Source organism: Rossellomorea sp. ABR4_012 (genome assembly GCF_056159545.1).
Genome location: NZ_JBSWVK010000004.1, coordinates 15,423 through 35,032 on the forward strand (window position 1 = coordinate 15,423; position 19,610 = coordinate 35,032).

21 protein-coding genes are annotated in these 19,610 nt (G+C 40.4%); 3 read left to right on the forward strand and 18 right to left on the reverse strand.

Features of this window, described 5'->3' with window-relative positions; genetic code table 11:
* Window positions 1-72 precede the first annotated feature (72 nt).
* Window positions 73-882 carry a 3D domain-containing protein gene (locus ACXAFV_RS16030; RefSeq protein WP_475127958.1) on the reverse strand — a complete coding sequence of 270 codons (810 nt, stop codon included), beginning with the start codon at window positions 880-882 and terminating at the stop codon, window positions 73-75.
* A 324-nt stretch (window positions 883-1,206) separates the two neighbouring features.
* Between ACXAFV_RS16030 and ACXAFV_RS16035 the strand changes: the two genes are divergently transcribed.
* Window positions 1,207-1,362: a DUF8096 family protein gene (locus ACXAFV_RS16035; RefSeq protein WP_475127959.1), complete on the forward strand. Its 156-nt coding sequence runs from the start codon at window positions 1,207-1,209 to the stop codon at window positions 1,360-1,362.
* 46 nt (window positions 1,363-1,408) lie between these two features.
* Here ACXAFV_RS16035 and map read toward each other — a convergent pair whose 3' ends face one another.
* From map to ACXAFV_RS16075, 8 genes are all read right to left on the reverse strand, one after another.
* Window positions 1,409-2,152 carry a type I methionyl aminopeptidase gene (gene map, locus ACXAFV_RS16040; RefSeq protein WP_475127961.1) on the reverse strand — a complete coding sequence of 248 codons (744 nt, stop codon included), beginning with the start codon at window positions 2,150-2,152 and terminating at the stop codon, window positions 1,409-1,411.
* A 44-nt stretch (window positions 2,153-2,196) separates the two neighbouring features.
* Window positions 2,197-3,483, reverse strand: a complete 1,287-nt coding sequence (locus tag ACXAFV_RS16045) for a DUF2254 domain-containing protein (RefSeq protein WP_475127963.1) — start codon at window positions 3,481-3,483, stop codon at window positions 2,197-2,199.
* A gap of 82 nt (window positions 3,484-3,565) precedes the next feature.
* Entirely contained in the window at window positions 3,566-4,252 is a 687-nt protein-coding gene (locus ACXAFV_RS16050; protein ID WP_475127965.1) for an LrgB family protein, read from the reverse strand.
* Window positions 4,236-4,610 carry a CidA/LrgA family protein gene (locus ACXAFV_RS16055; RefSeq protein ID WP_475127966.1) on the reverse strand — a complete coding sequence of 125 codons (375 nt, stop codon included), beginning with the start codon at window positions 4,608-4,610 and terminating at the stop codon, window positions 4,236-4,238. The genes ACXAFV_RS16050 and ACXAFV_RS16055 overlap by 17 nt, the downstream gene beginning before the upstream one ends.
* Before the next feature lie 194 nt (window positions 4,611-4,804).
* A complete protein-coding gene (locus ACXAFV_RS16060) occupies window positions 4,805-5,458 on the reverse strand; it encodes a type 1 glutamine amidotransferase domain-containing protein (RefSeq protein ID WP_475127968.1) in 654 nt (217 codons plus the stop codon).
* Window positions 5,459-5,632: 174 nt separating this feature from the next.
* Window positions 5,633-7,795: a DNA topoisomerase III gene (locus ACXAFV_RS16065; protein WP_475127969.1), complete on the reverse strand. Its 2,163-nt coding sequence runs from the start codon at window positions 7,793-7,795 to the stop codon at window positions 5,633-5,635.
* 171 nt (window positions 7,796-7,966) lie between these two features.
* Window positions 7,967-8,407, reverse strand: a complete 441-nt coding sequence (locus tag ACXAFV_RS16070; RefSeq protein WP_475127970.1) for a DUF6376 family protein — start codon at window positions 8,405-8,407, stop codon at window positions 7,967-7,969.
* A 141-nt stretch (window positions 8,408-8,548) separates the two neighbouring features.
* The gene (locus tag ACXAFV_RS16075; protein WP_475127971.1) at window positions 8,549-9,646 is read right to left on the reverse strand and encodes a M24 family metallopeptidase; all 1,098 of its coding nucleotides are present in this window, start codon (window positions 9,644-9,646) and stop codon (window positions 8,549-8,551) included.
* A 262-nt stretch (window positions 9,647-9,908) separates the two neighbouring features.
* On the opposite strand from ACXAFV_RS16075, the gene ACXAFV_RS16080 reads away from it, so the two are divergent.
* Both ACXAFV_RS16080 and ACXAFV_RS16085 read left to right on the forward strand, forming a co-directional pair.
* Window positions 9,909-10,004 carry a putative holin-like toxin gene (locus ACXAFV_RS16080; protein ID WP_224874344.1) on the forward strand — a complete coding sequence of 32 codons (96 nt, stop codon included), beginning with the start codon at window positions 9,909-9,911 and terminating at the stop codon, window positions 10,002-10,004.
* 250 nt (window positions 10,005-10,254) lie between these two features.
* On the forward strand, window positions 10,255-10,713 hold the full coding sequence (locus ACXAFV_RS16085) for a GNAT family N-acetyltransferase (RefSeq protein WP_475127972.1): 459 nt from the start codon (window positions 10,255-10,257) through the stop codon (window positions 10,711-10,713).
* Window positions 10,714-10,749: 36 nt separating this feature from the next.
* On the opposite strand, the gene ACXAFV_RS16090 is transcribed toward ACXAFV_RS16085, so the two are convergent.
* The 9 genes from ACXAFV_RS16090 to ACXAFV_RS16130 all read right to left on the reverse strand — a co-directional run bounded on the left by ACXAFV_RS16090 (window position 10,750) and on the right by ACXAFV_RS16130 (window position 19,293).
* Window positions 10,750-11,178: a DUF4064 domain-containing protein gene (locus tag ACXAFV_RS16090; protein ID WP_475127973.1), complete on the reverse strand. Its 429-nt coding sequence runs from the start codon at window positions 11,176-11,178 to the stop codon at window positions 10,750-10,752.
* 59 nt (window positions 11,179-11,237) lie between these two features.
* A complete protein-coding gene (locus ACXAFV_RS16095) occupies window positions 11,238-11,657 on the reverse strand; it encodes an NUDIX hydrolase (protein WP_475127974.1) in 420 nt (139 codons plus the stop codon).
* A 354-nt stretch (window positions 11,658-12,011) separates the two neighbouring features.
* Window positions 12,012-12,857, reverse strand: coding sequence for an SDR family oxidoreductase (locus tag ACXAFV_RS16100; protein WP_475127975.1), 846 nt, complete (start codon window positions 12,855-12,857; stop codon window positions 12,012-12,014).
* Between the two features lie 264 nt (window positions 12,858-13,121).
* Window positions 13,122-13,676, reverse strand: a complete 555-nt coding sequence (locus ACXAFV_RS16105; protein ID WP_475127976.1) for a hypothetical protein — start codon at window positions 13,674-13,676, stop codon at window positions 13,122-13,124.
* The gene (locus ACXAFV_RS16110; protein ID WP_475127977.1) at window positions 13,676-14,140 is read right to left on the reverse strand and encodes a GNAT family N-acetyltransferase; all 465 of its coding nucleotides are present in this window, start codon (window positions 14,138-14,140) and stop codon (window positions 13,676-13,678) included. Before ACXAFV_RS16110 ends, ACXAFV_RS16105 begins: the two co-directional genes overlap by 1 nt.
* Window positions 14,141-14,260: 120 nt before the next feature.
* The gene (locus ACXAFV_RS16115) at window positions 14,261-15,922 is read right to left on the reverse strand and encodes a glycerol-3-phosphate dehydrogenase/oxidase (RefSeq protein WP_475127978.1); all 1,662 of its coding nucleotides are present in this window, start codon (window positions 15,920-15,922) and stop codon (window positions 14,261-14,263) included.
* A 196-nt stretch (window positions 15,923-16,118) separates the two neighbouring features.
* Window positions 16,119-17,609, reverse strand: coding sequence for a glycerol kinase GlpK (gene glpK / locus ACXAFV_RS16120; protein WP_475127979.1), 1,491 nt, complete (start codon window positions 17,607-17,609; stop codon window positions 16,119-16,121).
* A gap of 19 nt (window positions 17,610-17,628) precedes the next feature.
* Window positions 17,629-18,459 carry an MIP/aquaporin family protein gene (locus ACXAFV_RS16125; protein WP_475127980.1) on the reverse strand — a complete coding sequence of 277 codons (831 nt, stop codon included), beginning with the start codon at window positions 18,457-18,459 and terminating at the stop codon, window positions 17,629-17,631.
* A 273-nt stretch (window positions 18,460-18,732) separates the two neighbouring features.
* The gene (locus tag ACXAFV_RS16130; protein ID WP_475127981.1) at window positions 18,733-19,293 is read right to left on the reverse strand and encodes a glycerol-3-phosphate responsive antiterminator; all 561 of its coding nucleotides are present in this window, start codon (window positions 19,291-19,293) and stop codon (window positions 18,733-18,735) included.
* Between the last annotated feature and the right edge of the window lie 317 nt (window positions 19,294-19,610).

Here is a 19,610-nt window from a genome sequence, read left to right on the forward strand (position 1 = left end):
ATTTTTTAAGAGAAAATAGATATATAAAAAACCCCATTGAGAATAAATTCCCAATGGGGCGATCTATGTGAATTATTTTGTTTCAAGGACTTTTACGTTTACTGTTTTTCTTCCCCAATCAGTCGCTTGATCTTTTGAAGGAATGAAAACGTCGATGCGGTTTCCTTTGATTGCACCGCCAGTGTCTTCAGCAGTTGCATATCCATAACCTTCTACATATACCTTTGATCCAAGTGGAATGACATCAGGATCTACTGCAATTACTTTTGCGTCAGGGTTTTCTTTCAAATTTACTCCTGTAGCAGTGATTCCTGAGCAGCCTTCACACTCAGCTGTATATGCTGTAGCTTCAACAGTAAGCTCTTTAGCTACGGCATCTTGTTCTTCTTGAGGTGCTGCTTCTGCAGGCTCTGCTGCCGGTTCTTCAGCTTCTGGAGCTACTTCTGGTGTTGCTTCGGCCTGAGGCGCAGGTGCAGCCTCTTCTTGCTCAGAAGTATTTACAGGAGTTGAAGTTGCTTTATCATCCAGGTTAATTAGCAATTCTTGTCCAGGCACGATAAGGTCACTTTCCAGTGCGTTCCATCCTTGCAGACTGTCTACTGAAATGCCATAACTTGATGAAATACCCCAAAGAGTGTCACCTTTTTTTACTGTATAATATTCTTTAGATGATACTTTCAGCTCCTGGTCAGGAAAAATAAGATCTGAGCCTAAGTTGTTCCATGTTTTAAGTTGATCTACAGTTGTGCCATATTCCTTCGCCAATCCCCAAAGCGTATCTCCCTTTTTGACTTCGATTTCTTGTGCTGAAGCGCTAGCACCACCGGAAACTGCTAGAGTAGTGAATGCAGCAACAGAAATAATCGATTTTTTTAGTTTCATAGAAAAATTCCTCCTTATGTAGCTAGCACTATTTATTTTTGCTAACAGGGAAAATACTAACATAGTAAAATCTCAATACAATAACAAGAAAATTATAAACATGCGTCAGAATTATTTCATATCTGTAATATTAAGCGTTTTCCTGTATAAACTATCATGCAAAGGAATAAAAAACCAATAAATATAGATAATATTGGATTTAGTGGTTATATATAGTTAAATGTGAAGCTGGATTAACCAGGGTAGAAATTTTTTTCTCTTAACAAGTCATTGGTTACAATTTATACTTATATAGATACGTGAACTAGCGTGGGGGGTTAACAAGTGGAAAATCAAGAAGGCACTATCGTACTTTATAAAGACGAACCGGATGAACATGCCGGTAGATGTGAATGCGGAAATAATGTCTTTAAATCCCGTGTATTGGAAGGCAAATTCTATCGTAAGTGCCAGGAATGCGGTAAAACAAAAATCGTTTAACTAAAAAAGAGGGACGGACCTTATCAAAGGACCGTCCCTTACTGTTTTATTTGGTCAAAATAATTGGTTCGTTTTTAGTAATGATGATAGTGTGTTCGATTTGAGCTACGAGGCTCTTGTCAGGCGTGATGTATGTCCAGCCGTCGCCTTTTTCGATCACGTTTTGAGCTCTTCTTGAGATGAATGGTTCGAATGCGATGACCATTCCTTCTTTCAGAAGACCGTTATCCCATGGATCGAAGTAATTCAGGATATGGTCCGGTTTTTCGTGAAGTGATTTACCTACACCATGTCCGGTCAGATTTTTGATAACCGTGTAGCCATTCTTCTTCGCTTCATTATGAACGGCTTTTCCAATTCCGTTCAGCTTTGAGCCGGCTTTTGCTTTACGGAGTCCAGCTTCAAATGATTTCAGGGCTGCTTCACACAAATCAGTGAGTTTGGGGTCTCCTTCACCAACCACGAACGAAATACCGGTGTCTGCATAATAACCGTCTTTCGACCCTGACACATCAATATTCACAAGGTCTCCCTCTTTAATAATTCTTTCTCCCGGGATGCCGTGTGCAACTTCTTCGTTCACGCTGATACATGTAAAGCCCGGAAAGTCATATTCACCTTTAGGCCCTGAAATAGCACCGTTTTCTTCAAACATTCTTCCTGCTATCTCATCGAGCTCTTTCGTCGTAATACCAGGTTTTGTTTGAGATTTCAATTCATCCCGGATCAGTGCGACGATACGGCCGATTTCTTTCAAAGCTTGTAATTCTTCGTCTGTTTTTACTATCATACAATCTTCCTTCTCTTTATGAATTTCGTCTTCCCTTACTATAACTAAACCAAATCATTTTTTAAAGAAGCAGGTTTTAGCTGATCAATTTTTTCATTTAGATAATACATATCCCATTCCTGCATTTCTTCTTTTTCCATGCCATGAATGACGTACTTGTGGAAATCATAAACGATATGTTTCCTATCGATATCCACTTCCTTGTAAATCATAATCAAGGCGTCCATGATTGATAATATAACTGAGATATCTGCTTTACTATAATGTGAAATCTGATAGAACGTTTTATATAGAATTTTGTTAAAAGAAAATAGATGGATAAATACCCTTGTACAGTCATCTTTATCTTTCATAGATATAATTCCATCTTTAATCCCGTGAATTTCACTCAGGATCAGCCCGATATATTTTATTGCATCCCTTGCTGTATTGGGATCATTTATCCCCGGAGAGATTGCCCTTAGAGCGATTTCGACTATTTTCTGCAGGGAATAGGCTAAGTCGTATTCACCCATTCGTTCCCTTCCTATGTATATATATGATTTGGGATGAGTATGTACTTCTCTTATACCGTAGACTTTGCAAACTGTTTCACCTTTTTTTACAAAGTCACCAACTTCTTTTGTGAATTCAACAATTACATCTTCTTCCCTAGCCATATTTATCATTTCAGAGAAATCAATATATTGAATGAAACCTGATTTAGCTGCAGGGATTTCAGAAGCCACATAGTACTCATCCGGTATATCCTTATATGGATGGACATTATGTTCTTTTTGAATTTTTTTGTAAAACGCGATGACTTTCAAAGCTTCCTCTTCCAGCCGTTGAATCAGTCTGCTTATCTGGATGGAAGTGGCGATATGATGAATAAAATAAGCAAAAAATGACAGACAGACAATGGCGTAAAGAACTCCGACGAAAGCAGAAGAAACGAGATGTTCTTCAAGACTTTGCCTCATGAATAATAAAGAAATAATAGAGTAAATAAAGCCGCCCAGGAATATGCCCAATCCTCTCATCGTTGTTTTATCCTTCACAAAATTTTGAAGTGTTCTGGGTGAAAACTGTGAAGAATAAGTAGTAAGGACAATCATTACAGTCGAAAATGTAAAGGTCGTCATCGTCAGCAGGGATGATGCGATGGCACTCAGGACAGTCTGAGCAAGGTCAATACTTGTAAGCATAACAGTCGGTAAAAAAGGTTCGATTCTGTGAATCCAGTATGTATCAAGTGAAATTGTGAGAATAGCAAGACCAAGAGAAACTATACTATATACCGCGGGAACGACCCATATTCCTTTTTTTATCTTCATTAGTACTCTTTTCAACATTTGCGCTCCTTTTACTGAGGAAGGTAGCAGTCAGAATTTCCCTGTCTGCATCAACTATTTTCTCCCTTAAAGCCATTAATCAAACAAACAGGAACACAATGGGAATGATAAATGACATGATTACTGCTGTTAACGCCATTGCCGCTCCGCTTATGGCTCCTTCCTGTTCTCCCTCTTTAAGAGCCTGAGCTGTTCCAATTCCATGCGAGATGACGCCGAAAGGAAGTCCCTTTGCAATCGGGTTAGAGATATTAAGCGCTTTGATAAGAAACGGCAGAAACATAGCCCCCATTATCCCTGTAATAATGACCACAGCAGGGATGACTTCTATCTTTCCATCTATCAGTTTTCCTATATCAACTGCTACCGGGGTAGTAACTGATTTTACAAGGAAGGATCTATTGAAGTCTGCAGGTATATCCATGAGGACGGCGAGAAAATAAGAAATCACCATGGATACTCCGCTTCCTGCTAATATCCCTGATAAGATAGGCTGCCAATGCTTCGTGAGAAGTTTCCTGAATTGATATAAGGGATACGCAAGCGCCACGGTGGCCGGTCCGAGTAAATATGTAATTACTGCAGTGCCATTGGCATACTTTTCGTATGGTATATCAAGAACAAATAATGTAAGGATAAGAGCTGACGAGCTTAAGAAAATGGGAATTGTCAATGGACTGGACCAAAGACGATGAATCTTAATTGAAAGAATAAAGTAAAGGATTGTTATTCCAATTGCTGCAATCACATTAATGGGATTCATCATAAGACTTCTTCTCCTTCATTTGAATAAATCCCTGAACCCAAAGGGAAGTGGCAGCAAATCCGGCAAAAACGCTGATGACAAGAATTAATGCGAGTCTCCACCCGTATTGATTCAGATAAGGTCCAAGAGCAATCGCACTTACGGATAATGGCAAGAAATAAAATGAAAAATATTTCAAAAAGAAGTTTGCCCCTTCTATCAATAACTTTTCTTTTATAGTTCCTGTGACTAATAGGGTAAACAACAGAAGCATTCCGAGGATACTTCCTGGTATTGGTAAATGAAAGAAATCAGCAATCCATTTGCCGGCTTCATATAATGAGCAGAGGATGAGTATCTGAATGATTACTTGAAGCATGGGCTTGCTCCCTTCAAAGATCTTTTGAGATGATTTTAACATATGGGTGCTGTCTACCATAAATATGAATATCAGTAGAATGTAAAGAAGATGACCCCTGCTCAACACAGAGATCATCTCATTTTATCATTCTGTTCTATTTTTATCCGTTTCTTCTCCTCTCGGGTTTTTAAATCCCTTGGTTATAGCACGTATTAAAGTACTTTCACGAAGGCTTCCGCTGTCGACTGACTGGATTGCGGATTTTGACCTGTCACGAATTTCCCGTCTGTTATGACATGGTCACTCCACGCTTCTGCCTTTTCGAATTGCGCACCTTGTTCACGAAGTTTTGTTTCTAACAGAAACGGCATCAAAGAATCAAGGCCTGTCTGCTGTTCTTCTTCGTTTGTGAATCCTGTCATGCTTATTCCATCCACCAGCCATTTTCCGTTTGATAATTTTGTACCCACAAAGCCTGAGGGTCCATGACAAACTGCTCCAATGGCTTTATTATTTTCAGCGAAATGTACAAGTGCTTGTTGCAGGTCAGGGCTCTCAGGCAGGTCAAACATCGTTCCATGTCCGCCAGGAAGGAAGATTCCGCTGTACTCATTCACATTCAGCTGGGAAAGGACCAACGTCTGGTCGAGTTCTTTCGTTACTCCTTTCCACGTTTCCACATTTTCATCATCCAAACTGTTGGGGTCAAGAGGTATCCTTCCCCCTTGGAGGCTTGCTACATCGACTTCAAAACCTTGATTTTTAAACTCGGAGTATGGTTCTGCAAACTCTGATAACCATAATCCTGTTTCATGTTCATCATCAATTTTACTTTCATTTGTTAATACCATTAATACTTTTTTCAATGTATTCCCTCCAGTATCTTCAAATATCTTTTGTGTACATAGTTGTTTTATCCTTTCTGAGAAGAAATAAACGTGTAAGTAAATGTTTAGTTCGATTGAAGACAATTTAATTGTATACATCAAATCAGCGATGCCCCTACTGGGCATCGCTGGTTTCAAGTGGTGAACAGGCTGTTATTTTACGTCAAATAGAAACTGAATTTTCTTTTGTTGAGGATCCCATCCAAGGTAAGCAGAAAATTGCTTGTCCCCTTTTTTAAATCCATCGATGCGATCTGATTTTCCTTCCTTCAAAACTTTTTTTACAACGGTTCCAGTTATTTTTTTTGAAAGGATTGTTTTCGATATGGTAAAGCTGCATTTCGTCTTTTGGAAATTGGCGCAGCCGTAAAACTTTCCCTTATCTATCACTTTACCACCACATTTCAAGCATGTGCCAAGGCTGACTTTACTGCCCCTCTTTCCCTTTTTCCCTGATGTTCTCTGAATGGATGCTGTATCAAGGTCCCCAAAATTCCACGATTCCGCTTCACTCAATGCGTTCTGTACGAGTGAACGGCTCAGTTTCTTTACTTGTTCCATAAATTCTGGTGCAGATGCTTTTCCATTTCCAATCTGTTGAAGACGCTGCTCCCATTTTGCTGTCATTTCAGCTGATGCCAATACATTGTTACCAATGGCACGTATGAGCACCTTTGCTTTATCAGTTGGATAGACGATATTTTTCTGAATGTCTATGTACTGACGGTCTTTCAGCATCGTAATGATTCCTGCCCGAGTTGCTTCCGTACCCAATCCTTCCGTCTGCTTAAGGACCTTCTCGAGTTCATCATTATCAATAAATTTTCCAGCGGTTTTCATCAAGGTAATCAACTGTCCTTCAGTGTACCTTTTAGGTGGCTGGGTCTTTCCTTCCTTGATGTTCACTTTGGTCACCTTTCCTTGATCTTTCTCATTTACGGGAGGAAGCAGAGGTTCATTTTCTTTTTCATTTTCAACAATGATCTTTCTCCAGCCCTCCTGAAGAATCTGTTTTCCTTTGGATACAAATTCAGCACGGTCATCCACAAGGGTTGTAATGGTTGTATAATTTATGACGGCTTTATCATAGTGAGCAGCAATGAAACGCTTAATGATGACATCGTATATTTTTTTCTCGTCCGCAGAAAGGGAAGACGGATCAGTAACCTGTTCGGTAGGAATAATTGCATAGTGATCTGATACTTTTGCGTCGTTTACATATCTCTTGTTATTCATCAAGCTGGCTTGAGGAGTTGGTATCCATTGATTGTATGGACCATATTCCTTCAATTTGTTTAAAGTCTCGGGAAATGTTTCAGCTTCCCCTCTGGTTACGTATTGGGAATCCGAACGTGGATAAGACACAATTCCTTTTTGATAAAGCTTTTGGAGTACATCCAGTGTTTTCTTTGGTGAAAATTTAAACATCTTATTGACTGTTGCCTGCAAGGATGAAAGGTTAAATAACATTGGAGGAGAGAACTCTTTTCTTTCCGTTTTCACTTCTTTAATATCTGCAGGCTTATTTTCAGAGAAGGAAGCTATTTTCCTGGCAAGTTCTTCACTCTGAATACGGCTCTCCCCGTCTTTTTGCCAGATCCCTTCATACGTATGATCTCCAAATTGGAAATCCGCCTTCACTTCCCAGAAAGGTTCACTCTTGAACCTCTCAATTTCATCATCCCGCTTGACAATCAGTGCAAGCGTCGGGGTTTGTACCCTTCCTGCCGAAAAAACATCCGACATACCCTGCTGTTTCAGTAAAATACTATAAGCTCTTGAAGCATTCATTCCAACCAGCCAATCGGCGCATGCACGTGAATATGCTTCGTAGTAAAGGTTTCGCAGCTCTGCTTCTTCCTTCAATGTTCTAAAGCCATTGACGATCGATTTTTCAGTGAGGGATGATATCCACAGTCTTTTCATCGGTTTTTGGACACGTGCCATAGAAACGATGTTACGGATAATCAATTCACCTTCCCGACCAGCATCTCCTGCATGGATGATTTCAGTTACTTCCTTGTTATGCAACAGTTGTTTTATAACTGTAAATTGCTTCGATTTAGCTCTTGACAGCTCATACTGAAATCGTGCCGGGATGATCGGCAGTTCTTCAATCGTCCACTTCTTCCATTTGCTATCATACTTTTCAGGCGATTGCAGACCGAATAGATGACCTACTGCCCATGTAATATAAGCTCCTTTTGGAAATAGTTCGTTTGGTTGTACTTCTATGTATCCTTGTTTTTTCCGATGAGGAAACGGTTTGGCTAAAGTTGCTCCTTGATCAGGTTTTTCGGCTATCACAACTTTCATCGAATGTCTCCTGTCCATTTTATTATTTCTTCATTATAACACGTTTTCACGAACCCTTGTTCTAGAAAAAGAATGATTACCTCGTTCGTCATCCTTTACCATTTCCTGAATAAAAAAAGAAGTGTCGCAGTTTAGTATGTCATTTTCTTACCTGCAACACTTCACTACTTATTATTGACCTAAGTTATCCAGATTCCCTTTGATTTCCTGCAGTTGATTAAAGGTTTCCACAATCTCCAGGTTTTGAAGCTCACTCAATTGAACTTCCCCTTTATCGATTTGGGTCTGCGCCTGTTCTATTCCCTGGAGTGCTTTATTGTTATATTCCTCTACTTTTGTATGAAGATCCTCCGCAAGAGATGGAGGGGTCAGGTTATTTATTTCCTCTATTTCTGCTTTCATCTCATCCAGGCGGTCTTGAAGTCTTGGAATGGCTGACTGATCGGCCGACGCCTCTTCTACTAATGTCGGAAAATCATTTGCAAACTGTTCCGCTTCGTTTAAGTAATCCGTCATTTCTTCTACATAGGTTAAGCTATTATTTGCTTCTTCTAATAATCCGCAACCGGAAAGAAGGAATAATGATAACAGTAACAGGATGATCTTTTTCATGTTCTCTCTCCTTTTCATTACTTGATACTAATGTATACGTAGAAAAAACGTAAAGGTTTCACTTCAATTCTTTTAAGAAGAATGTTCAAATTAACGCCATTAAATAAAAGAAGAGCTGATTCTTCATCAGCTCTCTGCGACTTATTCGATAATCTGAAGTTCTTTTGGGAATTTTGTTAAAGTTTCATACCCATCCTCTGTAATGAGTACATCATCTTCTATTCTGACTCCTCCGATTTCAGGAACATAAATGCCCGGCTCGATCGTATAAGTCATCCCCTTTTTAAGAATACCGTCATTTAAATGGCTCATTGATGGGAATTCATGAACATTGATTCCGAGTCCATGCCCGATCCTGTGAGGGAAGTGATCTCCGTATCCTGCCTCAGTGATGATATCACGGGCTATTTGGTCCAGGTCTCCTATACGGTTACCGGCTTTGCTAGCTTCAAGAGAAGCAAGCTCTGCTTTAAGAACAGTTTCGTAAATTTCCCTTTGTTCATCAGAAACTGATTTATAAGCAAATGTCCGTGTGATATCCGATGTGTATCCTTCAAGAACCACTCCGAGATCAAATAGGACAAAGTCTCCCGCTTTCAGCTTTCTATCACCGGGGTTGCCGTGAGGATCCCCTGCCTTCTCTCCGAACAATACCATTGTCGAGAAGGACATTTCCCGGATTCCTTGTTTCTTCAGCTCGTACTCAATCTTCGCAAGAACTTCCATTTCCGTGATGCCTTCTTGAAGTGCATCAACCCCTACTTCGACTCCGAAATCTGCCATTTTAGCAGCACGGCGCATGATTTCAATTTCCTTCTCATCTTTGATTACGCGCATGTCGTTTAATTTGTCTTCTACATTTACTACCTCGGGATTTTTGAAGATGGATAAAAACGCTTCACTGCGTCCGTATGTTAAGACCTCTTTTTCAAACGCAACTTTATTTCCATTCACTCCACGCTCTTTAATTGCCTGTTGTATAAAATCCCATGGATTCTCGTGGTCGGAATAACCGATCACTTCGTTTTGCCATCCAGCTTCCTTAACTTGCCGTGCTTCCATTCCTGGAACAACCGCAAATGGATCTGAATCGGGGAATACGAATAGACCCATCAAACGTTCATGAGGGTCTGTGTGAAAATTCGTCAAATAAAATACGTTTTCAGTTGAGTTGATAAATGCTGCTTCAATGTTCTCATCTTTCAACCATTGTTTGAAGTTCTCTAATCGCTGTTTCATTCTTGGTTCCTCCTTGATTCACTTGTTTATATGTAATCGTTTGAAATGAGCATACTTATGCTAACATATTTTTGTCCATACGTGAAATATGGCGTACGAAATTGAAATGGTAACAAAAAACACCCTGCTGTTTATTTGACAGGGTGATGCTTTTCCTACCTCTAGCCTATAAAGACTTGAACCTTAATATGATATAATTTGGATACACAGCAGATGTAGGGTGGGAGTGGCCACTTCCTGGCTAAAGGAGGTGGTGCCTATAGTGACAACGTATGAGGCTTTGACGCTAATGATAACCTTTAGCTCTTTGATCGTCTCCATCATTGCCATTGTTATTTCGAATGACAATAAGAAATAACCCCACCCTCGTTAAGCGCCTAAACTTTTGAAGGGCAGAGTTATTTCCTTTCTCTATTGGGCCACTGCTTTCCTTGCAGTTGCTGTGTGGCAAGAGACATCGGCTGCAACCGGTGTCTCTTTGTTAATAGTTATGCTCTACTTTTAAGATAGTATAGAAGCCAATTAAAATCAAGGTATTAATATAAGAGGGATTTTTCTCCAATGACAAGAATATGTTAGTGATAATGTATTTAGATCGGAGGATAAATATGATAAAAAAGATCATTATGGAGGCGTCGATTGAAGACGCACCTGAAATTCTTGAAATACAGAAGTTGGCTTATGTGATTGAAGCAGAAATTGATGGGAATTATGAGATCGAGCCCCTTCTCCAAACCATTGAAGACGTGGAAAAGGCTTTCTTGGATAATTATATTCTAAAATTGGTTTTGAATGAAAGGATCATAGGTTCTGTACGTGCGAAACAATCAAGTGGTACATGTCACATCATGAAATTAATGGTGCATCCTGATTTTCAAGGAAATGGCTACGGGAAAGAATTGATGAATGCGATTGAAAGAAAATATAAAGGGTTTCGTTTTGAGTTATTTACAGGGAGTAAAAGCCAGAGGAATATAACGTTTTATAAAAACCTTGGCTATAAAGCATATAAAACAGAGAAACTCCCGAGAGAAGAAACAGTCTTTCTATTTATGGAAAAAGCTTAGAGATATAATCTCTAAGCTTTTTGTCTTTTTCACTGATTAATATCCAGTTTCACTCGGCTTAGGCTTTCGGACAAATGCCATGATCCCGGCAATCAAGAATAATAGACCAGGAATGAATCCGAATCCGATAGTACCAACCCCAATCACCAGGGCAGCAAGAATGAACATGATTCCTGAAACGATTGGCTTTCTGTTCTTCACAATTGTGAGAACGGCAATCAATCCAAGAATGGAAGCAATGATGCCGATAGCGATTAAATACCATCCCATTGTTTCTGCTATACCAAGAATAAATGTCGTATCCTCAGGTGTCATAGCGGGATCACCTTCCATCATATTCTCCATTTCATCCATGATAGCAGGATCGCCCATACTCATATTCGTTGCGATACCGATGATGGAGAACAATGCGGATAATACGATTCCGATGATTCCCATCACGACTTCTCCCGTTCTTTTTATCATTCTTTTCCTCTCCTTCACTAAGTCATACTTTACATTTATATTGAAAGTTTTAGAACATATCACTCCGCTGTATGTATCGTGAGTCTGTTTTTCATATAAGATTCCAGTATGCTGATATCTTCCGGAAATGCCAGCGGAAGGTTCCGTAATTCTTCAAGGGATACCCAATCAATTCTGTGTATCAATTCATGGGGATCTTGAATTGTCGCTTCCCCGCTAATGACAGACGTCTCAAAATAAAAGATTTCAGTAGAAATTTCTCCTTCAGATCCCCATTTTGTATAAACATGCTTTCCGACTTCAACTTTATATCCCGTTTCTTCCCATACTTCCCTTTTGCAGCATTCTTCGATGGTTTCATTCGGTTCTAATCCTCCCGAAGGAACAGACCAGCGTTTCTCTTCATTCTTTTTCCCTTGGTAAACCATGAGTAAACGCTCATTTTGAATGCAGAGAGCGGACGCTCCTTTCCAATTCATTTGACCTCCTCCTTTCAATCCTTTTACTGAGTGTATAGATTGCTATTATGTAATTCTGCTTTTTTACAAATTTCTCCTTCTTTCGCGATGAAGTCCTATTATTCAGATAATTAAAAATAAGTGCACGGTAGAATAATTCTCCACTGTACTTACCTTTGCTGCGTTTACCCATGTGTTTTTTGTCCCATCCTAACTAAAAATATTTGAATTGGGACTTTTTCTTTTCAATACAATCATACTCGATAGTGGAGACCCGCCATGAAAAACTCTAGAATTATTTTTACACGGGTCCTAAGTCTGATGATGTCTGGTTTACTGCAAAAAAACGAAGTATAGACTGCGTTTCAGGCATGATTAATGGTTAAGTTTTTTCAGTATCAATTTTTCTAATGTTCTCCAGGGCAGAATACCCTTTAACAGGATTGTAAGTCTAGTACCCCTGCCGGCAGGGATCCTGAACGAGGTTATTTTTCCAGCAGCAATATCACCAACAAGAACCGCTATATCAGCCGGGTTCCCTAACCGTTCCTGGCCCTTTTCCATTTCTGATTCTATCTTTTGCATGTAAGTATAATATGGTGACTCTTTTTCAAGAGATCTGGAGGCAACCTTCTTTCCTGAAGTCCAGATGTTTGTTTGATAGGAACCGGGTTCAATTAAAAAGACCTCAATGCCAAACGGTTTAAGTTCCAGCCGCAGACTCTCACTGTATCCTTCAAGTGCATGTTTGGAAGAAACATATGGACTTAACCCCGGAAAGCCGAAACGGCCGCTGATGCTGCTCATATTGATGATTTTCCCTTTTCCCTGTTTTCTCATAAAAGGCAGCACCATTTGAGTAACAGCCATTACCCCGAATACATTTGTTTCAAATTGTTCCCTGTACTCTGAGATGCTCACCTCTTCTGCAAAGCCTCCAAATGCATAACCAGCGTTGTTCAATAGAAGATCGACTGAAGTATACTGATCGGTGAGAGTTCCTTTAAATGATTCAATCGATTCTTCTGAAGTCACATCCAGAGACAATATTGTTATGTAAGAATCCACTCCACGTATTCTTGCCAAATTATTTAATTCTTCAGCCTTCTTTACATCACGCATCGTTGCAAGAACATGAAATTCCCGACTTGCAAGTTCAATTGAAGATAGTAATCCAAAACCGCTATTAGCACCCGTCACGATGGCAATTTTCCTATCCACTATTCATCCCCCTTGGCCAAGTTATCTAATAATAGTATAGCAATATGGAAAATATACATAGAAAAAAGACGGCTTCATCCCATTGAAGCCGTCAAAGTCGAGGATATGGTGTCAATTTCACTTGTAAGTGTACTTATTTATATCCTATCTTTCAACTCCATTATCAAGCACTTATTGCTTCTCTGCTTAGATGTACTAAAGTGTGTGGTGGTTTACGCACGAATTCATATATTTATATAATTTTAAGCATAACGTAAAAATTCCCTATTTTGCAGGTGCTGTGGCTAGCTCCTCGCCTTTATTGTTATAAAATATGACCAATGGTACGCTGAGCTGTCCATTGTAGGTTTCCACTTGAATAAAATAGGGATCATTCCCCAGTTTAACTTTCTCGAAGTCTATAGAATTACGGTATTGAAAGTAATCTGCCCCGCTGTCCCTCACATTACCGTACACGATGAATTGTTCGTTATTCAGAAAGCTTGAACCCAGTAAACCATGATTTGCTTCTTCATCCCTAATCAGTTCATAAAGGGGAAAAAAATCTGTTTTTGTATAGAAAGCTATTCCTATCTTATCGTTCTGATTATCAGAAGTATACAAGAGAACATACTGATCCCCGAGCTTTCTTTTTAGAACAACGGTGACTTTATAATGACCATCTCCCTTGAAATCTTCAAAATGGGATTCGATCTTCTCTTTTTGAGTAAGGAGTTCTCGTTTTTCAATGAAATTAATAAGGAGAGTACTGATGACGGTACTTATGATTACAATCAACAGGGCCTTGGTGATGTTTGACTTCTTCACTTCATTCACCATCAATCAACCTCTTTATATACATATTCCCTGAAGACCTTAAATCCCTGCTTTTCATAAAAACTCCTGGCCATATTATTGTTATGCCAATAATCCAGTTCCACTATAGATAAATGATGATCCGCTGCGAAACGAAAGATTTCCTTCATGAAAAATGTGCCATAGCCCTTTCCCCGAAGATGTGCTTCGATACTTAATTGATGAACGAGTAATGACTTGTACGATTTCTTAAACGGATTCTCGGGGTAATGCTTTATCTCTATCCACGCATATCCGATGGTATTCCCTTCATCTTCAAGTATGAAGAAGGTATGATGAGGCTTCGAAATGATCCCTTCAAAGAATTCTTTTATCTCTTCAAATCGATATTCTTTAAAATATTCGGGATAAGCTTCGACATGCACTTTTTGAACTGCCTCATTTAATTCAGCGATTTTTCTAAAATCCTTTGTCTGATAGATGTTCATGAACTTCCCCCATTATTTCCTTGTTTTCCAATTATATCAAATTAACTGGATTGTGCAGAGAGTTCTTTGGAAAAACGGTAAAAAAATCAGCAGGGTCAGTCCCCTGCTGGTTCATCATTTCTACTGCTGATCTACCGGAACAACAGCATTTTTCAGTTCTTTTTTCAACTCTAACGTATACTCTATTTTTTGTTCCGGATTCCAGTTCAATAGCTTCGCCATGATGTCTATTGCTGCTTCATGCCACTTCTCAACCCATTCGCGGTCAAAGAACATTGCACCTGTTCTGCGGATAAAGAAGTCGACCGGCGTTGCGGCCATTTCTTCCTGGACAGCATAGATAAGCTGGGCGTATAGGGTGACAGGCACCGGACGCTCTTCAGATGAGCCGCTGTATGCATGAGCGAGCTTGAACAATTGGTCGACGTTTGAGCCATACATACGTGAAAGCTTCTGTCCTTCTTCTTCTGTCAGTCCGTATTGAACAGCTTCTTTGGATTTTTGCTGGATAAAAGCCTGAAAGTTTTTCGATCCTCCTACATGACCGCCGGAAATAGGCATGTTCTTGGTTGTGGAAGAAGGGAATTTCTGCTTCGTACCTTCTTTTAATCGCGTGGATACAAGATCGACAACTGTCTCTGCCATTTTACGATAGCCAGTCAATTTTCCTCCTGCAATGGTGATAAGTCCGCTCTCACCTTCCCAGATTTCGTCTCTACGGGAAATCTCAGATGGATCCTTCCCTTTTTCAAAAATGAGGGGGCGGATACCAGCCCAGCTTGATTCAACATCTTCTTTCGTTACAGTTACTTCAGGAAACATAAAGTGTATCGCCTCAAGAATGTAATCTCTATCCTCTGTTGTCATTTGCGGTGTCGCTTTGTCTTTATCATAAAAAGTATCTGTCGTTCCGACGTAAGCTTTTCCGTCCCTTGGAATCGCAAAGACCATACGGCCATCAGGTGTGTCGAAATACACAGCTTGTCGGAGAGGGAATTTACTTTGATCGATAACAATATGCACTCCCTTTGTCAGGCGGAGCTGCTTATTGTTCGTGCTGTAATCCTTCCCGCGCACTTCATCAACCCATGGACCGGCGGCATTGACGATTTTCGAACCTCGTATTTGAATGGTGTCTCCGTCAATCAGATCCTCGGCTTCTATCCCGACGGCTTTTTTATTCTCATAGAGGAAGCGTTGGGATTTGGTGTAATTGATGGCGGTCACTCCATGAGCAATCGCTTCTTTCATCACTTCGATCGTAAGTCGGGCATCGTCTGTACGATACTCTACATAGTAACCTCCGCCTCTTAACCCATCTTTTTTCACAAGCGGCTCCTTTGAAAGGGTCTCTGCTGCAGAAAGCATGGATCTCCTTTCGCTTTTCTTGACCCCGGCCAGGTAATCATATACTTTCAAGCCGATCGATGTACTGAATTTTCCGAATGTACCTTCCTTATGAAGGGGAAGCAGCATCCATTCAGGAGTGGTCACATGCGGTCCGTTTTCATAAACGATTTCACGCTCTTTCCCTACTTCAGCCACCATCTTCACTTCAAATTGCTTTAAATATCGCAAACCTCCATGAACAAGTTTCGTTGACCGGCTCGATGTACCGGCAGCAAAGTCCTGCATCTCAACCAGTGCCACTTTCATACCCCGCTTGGAAGCGTCAAGCGCGATTCCTGCACCCGTAATACCGCCTCCAATGACAATAAGGTCATAGTTCTGGGAGGTTAATTGATTTTTAATCTCTTGTCTAGCCGTACTTGAAAAGGTCATAAAGTCCTTCCTCCTAAGTATTCATTTGTAGAAGTGAATGTCATTTTCACTCTATAAATTATGTTCTAGTAAGTGTATATCCATAAAAAAAGAGACCAAAACTATCATTATGGATTAGCAGGTCCATAATGCTGTTTGGTCTCTCTGGATCTCTTACCGGTTTATTAACTTGTTATCAGTATAACATAAATGAATTTTATTTAAAAGCCATTGCAGCATTAACGGCTTTTTTCCAGCCGCCATACAATTCTTCCCGGCTTTCTTCAGGCATTTCGGGTTCGAATTCCCTGTCTTTATTCCATTGTTTAGAAATCTCTTCACGGTCTTTCCAATACCCTACTGCAAGTCCTGCGAGATAAGCAGCGCCCAATGCAGTGGTCTCATTAATAACAGACCTTTCAACCGAAACATCTAAAATATCACTCTGGAATTGCATCAGGAAGTCATTTTTCACCGCTCCGCCATCTACACGGAGTTTTTTCAGTGCTATGCCTGAATCTGCTTCCATGGCTTTTAACACATCTTTCGTTTGGTATGCCAGGGATTCCAATGTGGCACGAACAAAATGCTCTTTCGATGTCCCCCGGGTCAGGCCAAATATCGCCCCCCGGACATCGCTGTCCCAATATGGTGTGCCAAGGCCGACAAACGCTGGCACTACATAAACCCCATCAGTGGATTCGACCTTTTCAGCGTATCCCTGACTGTCTTTGGCATCCTTCAGCATCCGAAGTCCATCACGCAGCCATTGAATAGCGGAACCGGCAACAAAAATGCTTCCTTCCAATGCATATTCCACTTTGCCATCGATTCCCCATGCAAGGGTCGTTAATAATCCATTCTCGGATTTCACTGCTTTTTCTCCAGTATTCATAAGCATGAAACAGCCTGTACCGTACGTGTTTTTGCCCATGCCTGTTTCAAAGCAGGCTTGTCCGAATAATGCGGCCTGCTGATCGCCTGCTGCACCCGCTATCGGAATCTCTTGTCCGAAGAAATGATGAGGAATAGTTTTTGCGTATACTTCTGAAGAAGGGCGCACTTCTGGAAGCATTGATTCTGGAACGCCCAGTATATCAAGGAGTTCCCTGTCCCATTCTAATTCATGAATGTTGTACATCAATGTTCTTGAGGCATTAGAATAATCGGTTACATGTGCCTTTCCACCGGACATTTTCCAAATAAGCCATGTATCGATCGTACCGAACAGCAGCTGTCCTTTTTCTGCTTTCTCCTTTGCTCCTTCAACGTGATCAAGAATCCACTTCACTTTTGTTCCTGAGAAATAAGCATCGATCAATAAACCCGTTTTGTCACGGAAGGTGTTGTTGTGTCCCTGTGACTTCAACTCTTCGCAAATGGCTGCTGTCTGTCTTGACTGCCATACGATTGCATTATAGATAGGAGTACCTGTTTCTTTATCCCAGACAACCGTCGTTTCACGTTGATTCGTTATACCAATCCCTTCGACTTGCTCCGGCTTCACGCTGGACTCCGATAATACGGTTGCAATAACAGACAAGATAGAACCCCAAATTTCATTTGCATTGTGCTCCACCCAGCCCGGTTTAGGAAAATGCTGTGTGAATTCTTTTTGGCTGGTATGAACAATTTCTCCTTTTTTGTTAAATAAAATGGCTCTTGAACTTGTCGTACCCTGGTCTAACGATAAAATAAATTTTTCCATGATGATTCCTCCCGTGAACTTAGTTTTCAGCTGATAATTTTTCTACCTTTTGTGAAAGGGTCAATTTTCTGTCGCTTAAGTAAGCTGCTCCCAGAATGGATAATGTTATGATTAGGACAACCCAGAAGCTTGCCGTGACTTGACCGGTGAATACGGCTTTGTAAAATACGCCTCCGAATGATCCGCCTAGTACCGGCCCTAACACCGGTATCCACGAATACCCCCAATTAGAAGGTCCTTTTCCAGGAATCGGCAGCAAGAAGTGTGCGATGCGCGGTCCGAGGTCACGTGCTGGGTTGATCGCATAACCGGTCGTCCCGCCGAGAGAAATCCCGATTGCGATAATTAAAAATCCCACAATAAATGGATTTAATCCATCTGTAAAAGTATTCGCCCCGATTGATAATAATCCTACCACTAATACAAAAGTTCCGATGATTTCACTTAACAAGTTCGAAAATACATGCGGAATGGCCGGACCAGTGGCGAATACACCTAATTTCACGCCTGGATCCTTTGTCGCGTGCCAGTGAGGTAAAAAATGCAAGTACGTAATAATGGCACCAATGATCGCTCCAAGCATCTGTGCGAGAATATACTGCGGTACCTGGCTCCATGGAAAGTCACCGTTAAATGCCAGTCCGAGAGTCACCGCGGGATTGATATGGGCACCGCTGAATTGGCCGACAGCATACACACTCATCGCCACCCCCAATCCCCAGCCGAAAGTTATGACGATCCAGCCGGAGTTATAAGCGAACGATTCCTTTAAATTAACATTCGCACATACTCCTGCACCAAAGATAATGAGCAAGGCTGTTCCAATCACTTCTCCTAAAAATGCTGTCATGTCTAAACCTCATTTCAAATTGGATTTCTGTGAAGAGACCGTTTTCAAAAATAGTTATTTCATATTTTGCTATATCTGTATATATCCTGTTTATTTCAATAGAAAACAGATATTGCAAAAAAATTCTTAAAAATAAAAAGAGACATACGAAACCAGGCCCCCTTAAGGCATGAAATTCGTATGTCTCTTTGTCTCTCTACACAGTGTATTAACTTGGTTACTATACTAATACGCAATGAAAACGTTGTCAACAGGCAATTTGCCGTTGGTGAATCAATAACGATCAAAGTGCTTCCATAACGCACGATCGGATGTCGTAATGGCAGTGGCACCGGCCTCGATTGCCGCTTCCACTTCCTCAATGGTATCAATGAGTCCCCCTGCAAATATCGGCTTCCCTGTCTTTTCGCGAATTTCAGTAATGATCTTCGGTACAACCCCAGGCAGCACTTCGATGTAATCAGGTTCGGTTTTATGTATCAATTCGATACTCCGTTTCATCGCACTGGAGTCAATCACGAACATTCTCTGTGTAGCATAAACACCTTTTTGCCGCGCCTTTTTAATCACATTTCCTTTCGTGGATATGATACCGTATGGTTTGATTTCCTGGCATACATACTCCGCTCCATATTCATCATTAGAAAGTCCGTGAATTAAATCGATATGCAGAAACATTTTCCTTTTTTGCTGCTTTGCATATTGAAACACACTTTTCAGCATTCCAACATGGAGGTCCAGGAACACGCCATATTCAAACGATGTTTCAAGCATTTTATCAAAATCTTTCATCGACCTGATCGCAGGAAGGATTTTTTGTCCTTCGAAGCTCATAATTTCACCTTCTCTTTATAATTGGTATGAGTTTTATCATTATAAGATGTAATTTAGCATAAGAGTCTGATGTGCTCGAAGGCTTATTTTGACAATCGAAGGCAGCAAAACTTCGATAAGTTTCAATTGCACAGAAGTTTAGAAAAAAGAGCATATTAATTAGAATCATTCTTATAAGATCATAAATTTGGAAATAGGATCATAAATCCGTAGATAGGATCATAAATGTCCAAATAAGATCATAAATCCTGAAATAGGATCATATCTTCACTCCGTCATGAAAAACTCTCCGTTTTATTCTTGTTACTTAAGGGCAA